Raw genomic sequence first — 13,967 nt, 5'->3', positions numbered from 1 at the left:
GTATGGACCATATTTTATCCGATTTTTCAGAGCCGCATAAAATTAACCTTGTCGAGTTTATGGAACGTAACTATATGTTTAACATGCCCATAGAAAAATTCGGTTATCTGACAGGCCGAAGTTTAACAACCTTTAAGCGTGATTTTAAGAAAGTGTATGGTACAACGCCTCAGAAATGGCTCATGCAAAAAAGGCTTGAACTCGCCCGATACCAATTGGCTGAAAAGAATCGCAAACCTTCTGAAATTTATTTGGAAACGGGCTTTGAAAACCTCTCGCACTTTTCATATGCCTTTAAAAAACAATTTGGTTTTACGCCAAGTGAATTGTCAAAAGCTAAATAAATTGAAACAACTGTTCTTAGGATACTTTGTGTTGTTAAAAGTTCTTAAATGGCAGATAACCCGCATAGGATAGCTAAATCCTTTAAAAAATGGTTCGAATTCCGTACCGTTAGGTGCACCACATGGGATTCTGTCGAAATTTCGAGAGGGTTGCTCCAAAAAGAGCAGCCCTTTTTTATTGATTTTTAGTAAGTTATCCTCGAACGCCGGATTGATGTAGGGTGTGCGATATGCCCCCTCTCTAAACATGAGACTATGTTCGAACGCCCCTTTAATAAAGGATGTTTTTGATTGAGGTTCGCTTTTTTATAAACGCCCGGTATTGAGGTCAGCGAAGTTAATAAGATCGTTTGTTGATGCAGGCTGTCGTCCCCCAGCTTTTGATTATAACTAATTTCCTCACTCAGCCGTGTCTTTTCAGCCTGAAACTTTTCATAATATTTCAGGTAGGTTTCTACTTCAATTTCCTCGTTGATCAGTTCCTTCAACTGGCTTTTCTTCACCACAACTTCCTGTGTTTTAACCTTTACCATGTCTTTGAAGCTGGCGGTTGCAGGCGATACAAGGCTTAGAAAGACTTAAATAATCCAGGACCTGTTCCAGTTTTTCGTGAAGTACAGTTCCAAAAACATTGAAAATATTTGAACAGTAGGATCCAAAGAAATCCTTTTTGAGAAATATGTCAGGTTGTTCATGGAGTAAACAACTTATACGGCAATACGGAAAGCTTGTTGAACTTAGAAATTTTCGCTGTGAAATAGGGTCGATTATGATGATGAGCCGTGGACATGTTTAATGCAATTAGATTTTGCGTTGGAATTGCTGGTGAATCGGGCTTTTAGTATCTGCTGTTGCTGAAGAACTGTCAAAAAACAATATATTTCCACAGATTCAGGATTGGCAGCCAGGCGATTTTTATTGTGTGAAGGATGAGGTGAAGTTGTCATCTTTATTGATAATCACTAACAGCCTGATACGCCAGACTCATGTATAGTATTTAACGGTTGGCTTGCACATCAGGACTGTGGAGACCGTTTAAGCTTAGCAATCATGGGTTGATAAGCACTGTTTTTTTGATGGCTATCCGATGGATCTTCCATATTGGCAGCTATTGGGGAATTTACCAAGTTGTTACTTTCCGAAAGCCTTTTTCGGTAATCAGACGGGGATGTGCCCATTAACCGGCTGAACATCCGGGAAAAATAGTATTGGTCATGGATGCCGATGCGAAAAGCAAGTTCTTTGACAGACATGGCCGTGAATGAAAGGTACTGACAGGCTTTTTGTATCTTCAGGTAATTAAAATATTCCATAGGCGTATGTCCTGTTTTTTTCTTGAATATTTTACAAAAATAGGTGACTGACATTTGGGAATGATCAGCCATTTCTTTCAAGGTGACAATCTTTTCAATGTTGTCTTGCATGAAATTGATGACAGATTCTACGGTATCCGTACTCGGCTCTTTCTTCTCCCAGTTAAATTGTTCCGTGTAGATCATGGAGGACAAAAAATGATAAAAACTCATGTTCGCATAACGCAGCGTATCTTCTCCGTAACCTTTTTCAAGGTTGTAGTAAATATCGTCAAAGATCTTAATACGTTCAGCGCTGTAGGTTAACTGCGGTTTAAAAGATTCTTGCTTTTCTACGATCAGGTCAGTGATGAATCGCGCATTTTCTCCCTTGAAATGTGCCCAATAGATCGACCATGGATTTTTTCGTCAGCGCCGTAAGCGTGCGGCGTATTTGCTGGTATTGCGATAAATTGTGAAGGAGCTATTTGAATTCGTTTTTTGTTAATATCAATCCATCCATAACCATCTGTGCAATAGATTATTATATGCTGATTGATGCCTTGCGACCGCTGCGCGTAGTGGAATAGTGCCCTGGGATAATAGCCGATATCAGTGATGTAAACCTGCCTGGTGATCGGGTCATCGATCAAAAAATCCGAAACAATTTTTTTGGGGATCACAATCAGTCTTTGACCGTCAAACCCATCTCTCTTGCGTAATGATTTGTCTTTGGACATTTAATGCTGAATAAAGATATCGGCAAAAGTGTATAAAAATATTTCATTGTTTGTAAAAATCCATCACAATCACAAAATATGTCATTTTTAGCATGGTCGAAAGGTTGTAAGTTTGATGTATAAAACCAATATGTAAATATATTATTCGCCTGAACGGTTTTCAGTAGGAAACTAAATTTCGAAAAATCTTGATTATTCGTTTTTTTATTGATGCCAGGTAAAAGCCTGGCCCTGATTTCTATTGTCCATCTCTCTGGCGCAGAACTAATTTTTTTAAACCCAATTCAATGAGAAAACTACTACTATTCGTTGTGCTGTTTTCGGCCGGTCTGATCAGCGCTTACGCTCAGCAGCGGAAGATCACCGGCACGGTTAAGGATTCACAATCCGGGCAAACCCTGCCTTTCGCCACCATTTCCATCATCTCTAACGGAAAGACTATTAGCAAATCTGCGGCCGATCGGGCCGGTAAGTTCTCGGTTGACGCAGAAACGGGTATGATCATCCAGGTATCTTTCGCTGGTTACGAACCGGCCCGGATTACGCTAGCGGCAAGTTCTGATCTTACCGTTCCACTTAAAAGCAATACCAATCTTTCTGAGGTTGTTGTGATCGCTTATGGTCGTGAAAAGCGTAAAGATCTGACCAGTGCGGTAACTACCGTTACGGCGCAGCAACTCAGTGAAGCTCCGTCCACCAACCTTGCAACGGCACTCGGCTCGCGCGTTCCGGGACTGGAAGTGCACGCAACCAGTACACAGCCTGGCTCAGGCGCTTCGGTTAATGTCCGGGGTCTCAACTCGATTTCCCAGCTACAAGGCCCGCTTTATATTGTTGACGGTGTCGCCTTAGTCGGTGATATCCGCAACATTAATCCCAATGATATCGAGTCTGTTGAAATTCTGAAAGATGCCGCCGCGGCCGGTATCTATGGCTCCCGTGCGGCAGAAGGTGTGATTCTGATCACGACAAAAAAGCCAAAAGCAGGGGCGACTAATGTGAATTTTGATATGTATGCGGGCATCCAGCATAATAATCCGGCTTACCAGATGCTCGGGGCGCATGATTATGCTACACTTAAACGATTGGCTTATCAGGATGCGGATCCGGGGACCTTCGGTCAGCCGGGTACGACGACCGCTGACGCCAAGATATTTAATGCTAACGAATTACAGAGCATAGTTGATGGCTATACCGGTTATGACTGGCAAAAAGCAATCCTGCATAATAATGCACTCACTCAGAACTATACACTTTCTGTGGCTAATGGAACCGGCTCTAACAAGGTATATTTCAGTGGGCAATACCAGAACCAGGACGGCATACTTATTAACACCGGCTATAAAAAATATTCCGGCTACCTGAGCGACAGAAACAGCGATCAGATCATTTTTGAAATTGGGCGGTAGCATGAATTTTACTCATGACATTACCCACAATGCGATGCCGAACGAGTATCAGCAATCGCTGACACAAAGCCCGTTGCAGCCGATCTATGACAGCAGCGGTCAGCCGTTGATCACTGTGGACAACTCCACGGGGGTACCGACTATTTTCAATCCTGTAACACTGGCCTTAAACGCCATCGACTTATACACCACCAACCGGACCAATGCAAACCTATTCGTCGAGTTTACACCGGTAAAAAACCTGATGTTCCGTTCCAGTATCGGCGCTGATATCTATCAAGCCGAAGAAGATAAGTATTGGCCAAGAACGACAGGACCGGGTTATGCACCGACAAATGGCTTAGGTGAGATTTATAATACCCGTGCTACGGACGTACTATGGGAAAATACTGCAACCTATAACCTGACGAAAGGCAACCACGACCTGAGTTTACTGGGCGGTTTCACTTTTGAACGTCACGAAAATACGGCGACTGATATGCAGGGAAGCCAGTTTCCAACGGACTTGCTGAGTTATAAAGCCATCGGCAGTGCCGGTCAGAAATTGCAGGACAATAGCAATTATGATGGTTGGGCAGTACGCTCATTCTTCGGCAGGGCTGTCTATAAATTTAAAGGACGTTACATCTTGAACGGCACGATCCGTCAGGACGGATCCAGCCGCTTTGGGGGTAACAATAAATTCGGTGTATTCCCCACAGTCAGCGGCGCCTGGCGGGTGATCGATGAGCCATGGATCGGCTTCAAGCTGAAAACTTGGCTGAGCGACTTTAAACTCCGCGCCAGCTACGGCTTGGTAGGTAATCAGAACTTGCCTTATGACGCAATTTATACCCGGTATGACCCAACCACTTATCCGTTTAACGGGACGAGTGTAACCAGTGGCTACCTGGCGGGGGGCACGAACGGCGTATTCGGAAACAACTCTCTGCAATGGGAAGTGCAGCACCAGTTCAATGCAGGTACCGACATTGCCATGTTCGATAACCGCATTCAATTATCACTTGACGTATATAATAAAAATATCAGCAGCCTGCTGATGCCACTTCCTTTGGCGCCATCATCTGGTTTTCAAACAGAATACGTGAACGTTGCGGCCATGAGAACGCGCGGCATTGACGTGGCACTGAAAACAACTCCGGTGAAGACGGCCAGCTTTACCTGGCAGGCGCAGATCAACTGGTCGAAGTATGACAGCAAGGTAACCAAGCTATTCCCGGGCAGGGATTCCGTTAACCTGTACCTTCGCGTTGGCTTGCCGCCAGCGGGCACTTTCGTAAACTACATTTTCGACGGCCTGTACCAGCAGGGAGATAACTTCAAGTTAAATCCAAATGGCAAACCTGGCGACATCAAAATACGCGACGTTAATGGTGACGGAAAGATTACACCGCTGGATCAGGTGGTGGTAGGTTCAAGCATTCCAAAAGGTTCGGGCAATTTCTGGAATTACTTCCGTTACAAGGCGATCTCACTGACTGTGAACAGTACGTTTGCGTATGGTCAGAAGTTGAACAACCTGACTTTTACCAACCTGACTTATTACAATTCGGCATTTGGTAGCCAGGGCAACGTCACCGTTCAGGGGGTGACTACTGGACCCCAACGAATACAAATACAGTAATTCCAAGACCAAACTCTTTCGGTACTTCGCTTAAAACATTGCCTGGTGGTATCTCTCAGGGATCAAGCTATTCCATCCAGAATGCCAGCTACCTGAGAATCCAGCATATTACGTTAGGTTATGATCTACCTTCTTCGCTACTGAAAAAGATAAAAGTCAACACTTTGAATATCTATGCGCAGGCGCTGAATCCATTTGTCTTCACCAGTTACAAAGGAATTGACCCGGATATCGCCGGTAATTATGCATCTAACGAAATTTATCCTCGTTACCGTACTTTCATTTTAGGCGCAAGACTTTCCCTGTAACATTAAGACCAAATTAGACATGAAAACTTTTCAACGTATAAAATTCAAAGCAATCGGTATCACAGCCATCATGCTGTTGTTTGTCATCGCCGGTTGCCGTAAGGAACTTGACTATACTCCGGAAGTATTTGTTTCGGCCCAAAGCCTCTATAAGGACCAGGCCGGGGCTATAGCAGGTGTAACCGGTATCTATCAGCAATTGCAGACGCTTAAAAAATCTGACTATCAGCTTATTGGCGTAATTGGCACCGATGAGGCGCGCTGCGCTTACCAGGCGCAGGGTTATGGTTCTTATTGGGCTGGAGTAGTGGGTATTGACGTTTATGACCTTACCTTCAACAGTCAGAACGCTGACATCAGCGGCTTTTGGAGCGTTTGTTATAAAGGGATTGCCAATGCAAATGCAGCAGTTCTTAATATTCCGCAGATCAAGAATTTCGGAGACGCTTCGTTGCAAAACCGTTTGGTTGGCGAAGCCCGATTCCTGCGCGCGGTTTATTACTTCTACCTGGTTCAATTATTCGGCGATGTGCCTATGCCGCTTGAAAACACGGCTTTCGACAACGGCGTACCGCGTACGCCGCAGGCTACAGTTTATAACCAGATCATTTCCGATCTTAAGTTTGCTTCGACCAATTGCTGGGCTAAAAGTCAACTTGGAGCAAGTGCCGCCGGCCGGGCCAATATGGAAGCGGCAAAAGCCTTGTTAGGAAAAGTGTACCTGACCTTGCATGACTACCAGAATGCTAAAACAACGTTTGAGGAACTGATTAATGGTAATAAACTGACTTTGCTGGCAAATTATGCTGATCTCTTTGATGGTCAGCATGAAAATAATACAGAATCACTTTTTGAGATCCAGTATTCTACAGATAACAACAATAACACTCAGGGATTGCAGAATCTTTACGGTTCCTACGCTGGTCCTCCGGTGCCTTTTCAACAATTCAATCAGCATACTCCAGGCTATGGCGGTACGGTGATAACTTCCACAGCGTTTTACGCTGATACCGTTTTTGCGAAACCTTACTCATGGGCATATCAGTATGACGCACGTTACAAAGCTTCTATCAGTCACGATCGTTATGACAGTAACGGTAACACCATGAGCTGGTGGGCAGACCCGGGGTTACCAACCGTGAAAAAGTATGATATCTCTTCCAGCGACATTGATGTTTATCACTCTGGCAAAAACTTATATTATCTGCGCGCAGCAGACGTATTCCTGATGTATGCGGAAACTTTGAACGAATTGGGTCAAACTCAGGCAGCACTGGTACCGCTCAATAAAATACGTGAACGCGCTTTTGGAAATAGTTCGGTAAATTACGCTTTGACCGATCAGGTCTCGATGCGAGAGATCATACTGGATGAGCGTGCCCGGGAATTGGGCGCTGAAGGCTGGCGCTGGTTCGACCTGAAGCGTACGGGCACATTGATCTCGCGGGTGAAACGTTACGACGATCCAAAACGTGACTTTATGAAGAAAAATAACTCGTCTACCGATCCGCATCCAACGCAGGAGATTTCTTCCAAAAATTTGTTGTATCCTATTCCTCTGAGCGAATTGCAAAATAATGCTGCACTGGGATTAAAAGCACAAAATCCTGGTTACTAATTAAATTGATTTATATATGAGCAAATTCAAATATCTGTGGCTGTTTACCCTGGCTTCAGTTCTTTACTGCTTCCCATTCGCATCGCTCGCACAGCAAGTAGATCGGTCGGGTGACGCGCTAATGGTTAGAAGCGAAGGGTCCGCCGTCACTATCAACCAAAAAACAGGGCGTTTGGATTTTAAATTTGGCAATGGCGTTACGATTGATAACGCCATTGCCTATGTAAGGGAATTATCTTCCGGATATTTGGCGACGACTGACTGCCAGTTGCACCAGGTAAGCACTGATACGTTCAGCAATGCCGCCGGCAAAGGTATACGGCTGACGATACGACACTCCGGAAATGCGGCCCGAATTACCTTGTTGCAGCAGTTGCTGATCTATACCGATCACCCCTACATTTTTGCTAATCTTACTGCCATTAAAGGAGACGGTACGGATGAAGAAATGGAAACCCGTGAGATCTGCGCGTTGGCTGTTTTACCAAAAGAAAAGGCCCTGCTTGTGCAGCCGGGCGCCGAGCCGCGTTTGCTCGACGTTCCGTTTGACAACGATAACTGGACGCATATTCTGGAACGACGCTGGGAACCCGGGAAACCTGCATTCAACGGCATAACCTACGAGTTTTCTTCAGTTTACGACAACAATAGTTTTTCAGGTATCGTCTTTGGCAGTCTGAGCCACGACTTCTGGAAAACCGGTATTGCATATCATTCAGGTAAGACTACGGGTCAGGTCGATTCACTATCTGTTACCGACGGCGTAGCAACCCCCGATAATTCTGCATTAAGACCAGAGTATGGGGGCAACGACGGAACCCACGATCATGCAGTGCATGGTACCGCTAAGGGGCCGTCAGTTCATCTCGTCCGTGATTTTCCTTGCTGCGGGAGATGTCCGCAAAATTTTTATTGACTACGGCAATGCCAACGCTTTACTAAACGGCCGGCTGGACTGGAAAGGCGCAGCACCTTTTTATTGGAATAGTTTTGGTGTGGAAGGCGTGCTGGGTTATGAGGGGAAAATGATGCCGCGTGATATTCCCAAGATTTCAGATTTTATTGCAACGCTTGATCAGTTCAATAAATATTCAAGACCGGTTATGAGTATCGATTCTTATGATCAGGGTAAATATACCACGAGTTTGCTGGCATCGTTCGGTAAATACATTGACAAGAAAAAACAGGATCTTGGCTTCTACTTTATACCCTTCGCCATGTGGACCTGGCGGAACAATACTGCAAATACTAAAATTCAGGGATCAGATTATAACCTTTCAGACGCGCTGCTCTCAGACGATCACGGCAACCCGATCTGGTATAAGGAAGGCGACTGGGGGTGCCTGGCGATGGATCCTACACACCCTGCCGTTCGGCAGTACGTGATCTACCAGCTCAAAAAAGCTAAAGAGATCGGCGCAAAATTTTTGAAGATCGATTTCTTAACTGCCGGCGCACTTGAATCTACCCGTCGGTACAACTCGTCCGTTCGTTCCGGTCTTCAGGCTTACAATTACGGTATGAACATGTTGAAATCACTGGCGGATTCCATTCTGGGCAAAGACGTTTTTATAACTGAGGCAATTTCTCCCATGTTCCCCAGCCAGTATGCCCATGGCCGTTTTGTTTCTACGGATGTCTACTCCCATTTTAGGGACGATCAGCCGGGTTTCCCGCATTATGGTAGTACAGAGGCATCCCTTGCCAGCGGGTCTCATCTCTGGTGGGTACAGGGAACACTTTGGCCGTATACCAACCTGGATGTGGCCATCATGAAGAATTTCCAGAAAAATCCTGATCTGACTGAAAAAGATATCCAGGTACGTCTGTATGCTATGATGAGCATGGGCAGTATACTTGGGGACGGCTCGGATTACCGGAATAAACTCGCGGCTGATCGCGCAGCAGTTTACCTGAACAACAAATACCTGTGCGCTTTCTTTAGTGCACCAAAGGCTTTTACACCAGTAAAGGTAGCTGACGGTGAGTCACTCGACCAGCAGATGGCATTTTTTCTGCCGGGTAAAGAAGTCTTGATCTCACAGTTCAACTTCAGTAATTCCGCCGGCTATGACCAAATTTGGAAAAAGAAGGAGCTGGGTCTTACGAACACCGGTTACCTTATAAAAGATTTTCTGACGGATCATACAGTAGGCAAGATCGAAAGCGGACAAGAAACTTTTTCTACCAGCGTACCTGCAGCAGATGCGAGAATGCTTAAACTGGTACCATCTAATTAATTTAAAACTACAATTATAATATACCCGATATGGAAGTAAAAGCTTGGGCGGAACAAGTGACCATCCCGACCTATGGGATCGGACAACCGGAAAAAAATCCAATGTTTCTGGAGAAAGGGGTTTACCAGGGCAGTAGCGGTGTTGTTTATCCCCACCCGGTTGTCGAAAAAATATCTGATGAAAAAACGGATAAGGAATACACGGCAGTGTTTCTGAAAAACGATTACCTGAAGATCATGGTTTTTTCACCGTAGCCATGATTTTATTTTACAAGAGTACGCTTTGTGTTTTCTTAAAGCCGTAAACTTACCTCTTATTGTTATCGTGTTAGGATGAATTTTTGTATTGGTTCAGCAAGCGATAACGTTCTACCAATTACCTGATTCAAAACTTGATTTATATAAAGCCTGTTTAATCATTTTCTTTTCACAAATCGTGTTGCTGATTTTTAGTTTTTTGAGTATTTCATTTAAACTGGATAACTTCTTTTACCGGGCGCAGTGTGTTTCGTTCGACCTCCCTTTACAAGTTGACGGCAAAATTTAAAAATGCATAATTCATTCTGCTCATGAGTTCGATCTTGATGGTCAATGTCATCTAATTACAGCCTGATCGCAACGAAGAGGCCCTGGCTTTGTACGGCATTTCAATAATGACTTCAGTATCGATGTTACTCTGGATCAGAGGTACGCCCATTATGCGGTGTGATTCCGGTCGCTACTTTTTTAAGATCTTCCTTGCTGAGGATGGTTTTCTTTTCGTAGTGTTCCAAATGAAAGTTTTCCAATTTTTGTAAAAGATATTGCAGCGTGAATTTTTCGGCAAAGGTCAACCTGCCGGTGATGATCTGTCCCACATAGTTGGTATGTTCAAATACCTGGAACAATAATTTCTTGCCTTCGTCAGTAATGGCAATATGCTTACTTCTTTTATCCTTTTCATCGTCCCACTGCCTAACCAACCCTGACACAACCAAACGCCTGATCACTTCCGTACCAGAAGTTTTTTCCTGTAGATTATGGCTGATAAGTTCACTTTTTGATAAGTGCGGGTGCGTTAATAAAATAGCCAGTGCCGTAAAATCCTCGGCGGTTTGCAAGGGCGTACCCTCCAGTGCTTTTTTAATATATGATTTGGCGTAACGACTCATGAAAACAAACAGGCGCCCGATGTTATTATCCAACTGATAAGCAATATCCAAAGCGGCGCTGTCATTATCACCGAACCTAACTTCACTGCTATGATTATTAACGGCGGGATCGCCAACCTTATTCAAAAGAAAACCTGTAAAATCCTGCAAAGACACTTCCCGTCCCTGGTTTTCTTTTTCCAGTTCATCTACAAGATCGATCAGTTGATGAATGAGTTGGTATGATTTCATGTTTTTATAAATTAAGCATGCCGGCAATTTTCAAAATTAGTTTCTTTTAACGAGTGCTGGGTTTTGCGTCTTGAAGGTAGCATAGGCAATCTGGTAATTTTTCTTGGCATCTCCCTGCGGCTTAATGCTTTTAAACAGGTTCAACGTTTTGATCAGGGTTAGTTTATAAGCAGGCAGTTCGGGGGCGTCGATCGCCAGCATATCGGCCATTTCTTTTCCAAGCAGGTAACGCATCAAGCCCAGTATATCGTTGGCCGTGGCCTTACTTTTATTAACGGAAAGGATATGAGCGGTCAGCGATCTGGTTAATTCCTGTCCATGTGCAGAAACAGCGAACTGCCTTCGTTTAATAATGTTATCAAGTTGCTGCGCCATTTTAGAGTTTTCAGGGATCAGATCTTCATCTAATCCCGACAGATAACCTACTACTCCCCATATGTGCATAAACGCCGCCTGATCATCCTGGCTTACGCTGTAACCGAGCATTCGTAACCCGCGAATAACGATCAGTGAAAATGACAGGTTTGTTCCGGCCATGTCTTCCTGGTTGATCGGTAATCCCCAGCTATCATCCCATTTACCGCTTTGCAGTGTGTAGTAACGAACGGCAGCGTGCATGATCCGCACTTTTAAAATTTCTTCATAAGCGTTTCCGTTTTTACCGAAAGCATCCGGCCCCATAACCTCCCAAACAAACACAGCGGTATCATAAAGCCTTTTGGTAGTTTGTTTACGGATCAGTTCGGACAAGTACAGCACCATCGCGCCATTGGCTGCATTATAACAATAGGGTAATGATAACAGCCCGAGTAAACTCATAATTATCTCCGAATGCCGGGCATAGAAAATAGCGCCGTTTCTCATCAGTAGTGGTTGCGCCCATATTGGCAGTTCCGTAGCTTTATCAATAAAGTCAATTTTTGGGAATAAATGCTGTAATAATTTCAAATGGTCGGCACCTGATTGGCCACCCATCCAGTCCTGTAATTGCTTCTTCTTTACCGGATCGCTAAAAACATAATGTATAAACTCGTCCGCCCGTTTATCACCCAACAGCCGCTTGCGGTTTAAAAGTTCATTGCTATATAAATTATGGTTGATCATAAGCGCATGGTATTTATAATGCCCTCTGCAGCCAGCCTGCCGCTTTTCATCGCTGCATTAATTGAGCCATTCATCAAATAATCCCCGCAAATGAAGCATTGGTCATTTACCCGTATGGTTGTATAACCAGGTTCATTAGTCACGTGGTCGTCATTCGGCAGCGCATAATCAATATGGTAGGTTTTTAAGTGTTTCCAGCTAACGGCTTCGGGATACCAGAATTTCAATTCGCTAACCACATTTTCCTGTAGTTCATTTTGGTTCGCATTTGAATGGTCGCCTATTAACGATAATGAAATTAAAGTATCACCGCTTTCAGAATACCTGTTAGAAATACGATCCAATACGGCAATGTTATTTACAATTTTTCCAGGTAACGTATTTAAAGCTATCAGGGGCTTTTCAAACGGTCGTTTCCTGGCGGTGAAATACATATTGCTTACAGAATGATGCTCAATGTTCGAATTTCTGTTGCTTATGGGAGAACGCAAAGGATCGGTAGCTATCAAAACAAAGTTAGCGTGATAGCTAAGCCCATCTGTTGTTGTTACCGAGCCTCCATTAACTACGGATACATTTTGATGGAATAAGAGTTCCTGCGGAGCAAGGCATTCGGCCAGTTGTTTAGGTATCATGCCCATTCCTTTGGCTGGGATAGCGGCATCACCCTCGCTGAACATTTTAAAAACAAACTCAAACATTCTGCTGGAGGTACTTAAGCGGTCTTCGAGAAATATCCCGGTCATAAAGGGCATGAAGAACTGGTTTACGATGGTTCCGCTGAAACCTTCTTTTTTAGGTATTCTGTGGTGGTGATCTCTGGTTCTGAAAAAATCTTGTCGATACTCTTACCGGCCAATTTTAGCTTTAATCGGAGCATGCGTAATTTATCAGTAAATGTAGCAGCTGAAGACAGCAAAGTGCTCATTGTTGAACCTGGCTGCCTGATCGGATCGCCTAAAATATTAGCGCCTTTTTTGTTCAAAATAATTGCGCCGGGATCGAATTTACAAAGGTCCAGCGCCTTATAATCCAATAGGTTTCTGGCCTCCGGATAAGCTGTTAAAAAAACCTGGAAACCCCGGTCGAGCAGGTAGCCATCCACCTCATCGGTTCGCACTCTACCACCTACTCCATCGGAGTGCTCCAAAACCAAGACCGATTTTTGAGCAGCCTTTAATATTTTGGCTGCTGTTAAACCGGCTATGCCTGCACCTACAACAATCACTTCCGCGTCTTTTTTCATGGCTTATGTATTGAAGCTGGTATTTGTATTTAATAAATGAGGTTCAACTCCAGGCTTGGCATAGGCGAGTTGCCCAACGGGTTGCGGTAGATAGTAGGTATCCAAACCGGCCACGGTCATGGTTCCAGCTTTACCGTGATCAACTGTTCCATCTGCCCCGATCAATCCATCTTCTGTTAGGATATGGACTATTTCACCTATAACAATTGTTGTTCCGTTAACCTCCATATCAATCATCTCACGTAATTCCAGCCCTATGCGTACGTTGGATGCTTTCACAAAAGGTGCCTTAAATCCATTTGTATAATACTTTTTGAAATGACAGGTGTCAAACTCAGAAAAGCCGGAAGGATAACTTGCACTGGTTTGGTGCGCCTGCATGTACCATTCTGGTAACACGTTATTGAGGGTATATTGTCCTGTTGATCTGATGTTACGCAGCGTATCATTGTGCTCACGTTCGGGTCGGATCACCATTCCGATAAGCGGCGGGTTCGCACCCAAATGGAAAACAGAACTGATGATACACAAGTTAGTGACACCGTCATTACTGGTTGTTCCCAAAAGATTCAAAGCCCGGTAGCCTATCAAACTGTTGATCAGGCTTGTCCTGTATTGCTTTTCCAGCTGATAGATGTTTTCGCTTTTTATATCCTGCATC

16 protein-coding genes are annotated in these 13,967 nt (G+C 44.2%); 8 read left to right on the top strand and 8 right to left on the bottom strand.

Going from position 1 to position 13,967, the window contains the following annotated elements; all coding sequences use genetic code 11:
- The first annotated feature begins 2 nt into the window (after positions 1-2).
- Positions 3-344 (top strand): helix-turn-helix domain-containing protein, encoded by a 342-nt coding sequence (locus ACRQ5D_RS27355; protein ID WP_431198461.1) that lies wholly within the window; start codon positions 3-5, stop codon positions 342-344.
- Between the two features lie 185 nt (positions 345-529).
- On the opposite strand, the gene ACRQ5D_RS27350 is transcribed toward ACRQ5D_RS27355, so the two are convergent.
- The 3 genes from ACRQ5D_RS27350 to ACRQ5D_RS27340 all read right to left on the bottom strand — a co-directional run bounded on the left by ACRQ5D_RS27350 (position 530) and on the right by ACRQ5D_RS27340 (position 2,376).
- The gene (locus ACRQ5D_RS27350) at positions 530-877 is read right to left on the bottom strand and encodes a hypothetical protein (RefSeq protein ID WP_091162769.1); all 348 of its coding nucleotides are present in this window, start codon (positions 875-877) and stop codon (positions 530-532) included.
- A gap of 483 nt (positions 878-1,360) precedes the next feature.
- Positions 1,361-1,870, bottom strand: a complete 510-nt coding sequence (locus tag ACRQ5D_RS27345; protein ID WP_432327250.1) for a helix-turn-helix domain-containing protein — start codon at positions 1,868-1,870, stop codon at positions 1,361-1,363.
- A gap of 125 nt (positions 1,871-1,995) precedes the next feature.
- Entirely contained in the window at positions 1,996-2,376 is a 381-nt protein-coding gene (locus tag ACRQ5D_RS27340) for an AraC family ligand binding domain-containing protein (RefSeq protein WP_432327248.1), read from the bottom strand.
- A 287-nt stretch (positions 2,377-2,663) separates the two neighbouring features.
- Between ACRQ5D_RS27340 and ACRQ5D_RS27335 the strand changes: the two genes are divergently transcribed.
- The 7 genes from ACRQ5D_RS27335 to ACRQ5D_RS27305 all read left to right on the top strand — a co-directional run bounded on the left by ACRQ5D_RS27335 (position 2,664) and on the right by ACRQ5D_RS27305 (position 9,829).
- Complete coding sequence (locus tag ACRQ5D_RS27335) at positions 2,664-3,785, top strand: TonB-dependent receptor plug domain-containing protein (protein ID WP_431198459.1); 1,122 nt, start codon at positions 2,664-2,666, stop codon at positions 3,783-3,785.
- A 115-nt stretch (positions 3,786-3,900) separates the two neighbouring features.
- Positions 3,901-5,409, top strand: coding sequence for a hypothetical protein (locus tag ACRQ5D_RS27330; RefSeq protein ID WP_432327246.1), 1,509 nt, complete (start codon positions 3,901-3,903; stop codon positions 5,407-5,409).
- 38 nt (positions 5,410-5,447) lie between these two features.
- On the top strand, positions 5,448-5,717 hold the full coding sequence (locus tag ACRQ5D_RS27325; RefSeq protein WP_431198456.1) for a hypothetical protein: 270 nt from the start codon (positions 5,448-5,450) through the stop codon (positions 5,715-5,717).
- Positions 5,718-5,736: 19 nt separating this feature from the next.
- The gene (locus tag ACRQ5D_RS27320) at positions 5,737-7,335 is read left to right on the top strand and encodes a RagB/SusD family nutrient uptake outer membrane protein (RefSeq protein ID WP_091162772.1); all 1,599 of its coding nucleotides are present in this window, start codon (positions 5,737-5,739) and stop codon (positions 7,333-7,335) included.
- A 16-nt stretch (positions 7,336-7,351) separates the two neighbouring features.
- Positions 7,352-8,251: a hypothetical protein gene (locus ACRQ5D_RS27315; RefSeq protein ID WP_432327244.1), complete on the top strand. Its 900-nt coding sequence runs from the start codon at positions 7,352-7,354 to the stop codon at positions 8,249-8,251.
- A complete protein-coding gene (locus tag ACRQ5D_RS27310; protein ID WP_432327242.1) occupies positions 8,172-9,575 on the top strand; it encodes a hypothetical protein in 1,404 nt (467 codons plus the stop codon). Before ACRQ5D_RS27315 ends, ACRQ5D_RS27310 begins: the two co-directional genes overlap by 80 nt.
- Before the next feature lie 29 nt (positions 9,576-9,604).
- Positions 9,605-9,829, top strand: coding sequence for a hypothetical protein (locus tag ACRQ5D_RS27305; protein WP_256337325.1), 225 nt, complete (start codon positions 9,605-9,607; stop codon positions 9,827-9,829).
- Between the two features lie 416 nt (positions 9,830-10,245).
- On the opposite strand, the gene ACRQ5D_RS27300 is transcribed toward ACRQ5D_RS27305, so the two are convergent.
- The 5 genes from ACRQ5D_RS27300 to ACRQ5D_RS27280 are packed head-to-tail and all read right to left on the bottom strand — an operon-like array spanning position 10,246 to position 13,966.
- The gene (locus tag ACRQ5D_RS27300; RefSeq protein WP_091162774.1) at positions 10,246-10,956 is read right to left on the bottom strand and encodes a MarR family winged helix-turn-helix transcriptional regulator; all 711 of its coding nucleotides are present in this window, start codon (positions 10,954-10,956) and stop codon (positions 10,246-10,248) included.
- Positions 10,957-10,992: 36 nt separating this feature from the next.
- The gene (locus ACRQ5D_RS27295; RefSeq protein ID WP_091162775.1) at positions 10,993-12,060 is read right to left on the bottom strand and encodes an oxygenase MpaB family protein; all 1,068 of its coding nucleotides are present in this window, start codon (positions 12,058-12,060) and stop codon (positions 10,993-10,995) included.
- Complete coding sequence (locus ACRQ5D_RS27290) at positions 12,057-12,806, bottom strand: FAD-dependent oxidoreductase (RefSeq protein ID WP_431198454.1); 750 nt, start codon at positions 12,804-12,806, stop codon at positions 12,057-12,059. Before ACRQ5D_RS27290 ends, ACRQ5D_RS27295 begins: the two co-directional genes overlap by 4 nt.
- A 20-nt stretch (positions 12,807-12,826) precedes the next feature.
- A complete protein-coding gene (locus ACRQ5D_RS27285; protein ID WP_432327239.1) occupies positions 12,827-13,306 on the bottom strand; it encodes an NAD(P)-binding protein in 480 nt (159 codons plus the stop codon).
- A 3-nt stretch (positions 13,307-13,309) separates the two neighbouring features.
- Complete coding sequence (locus tag ACRQ5D_RS27280; RefSeq protein WP_091162777.1) at positions 13,310-13,966, bottom strand: flavin reductase family protein; 657 nt, start codon at positions 13,964-13,966, stop codon at positions 13,310-13,312.
- Position 13,967 lies beyond the last annotated feature (1 nt).

Source organism: Mucilaginibacter sp. P25, assembly GCF_050859465.1.
Lineage (GTDB): Bacteria > Bacteroidota > Bacteroidia > Sphingobacteriales > Sphingobacteriaceae > Mucilaginibacter > Mucilaginibacter gossypii.
This window is presented reverse-complemented; position numbering and strand designations above follow the sequence as displayed.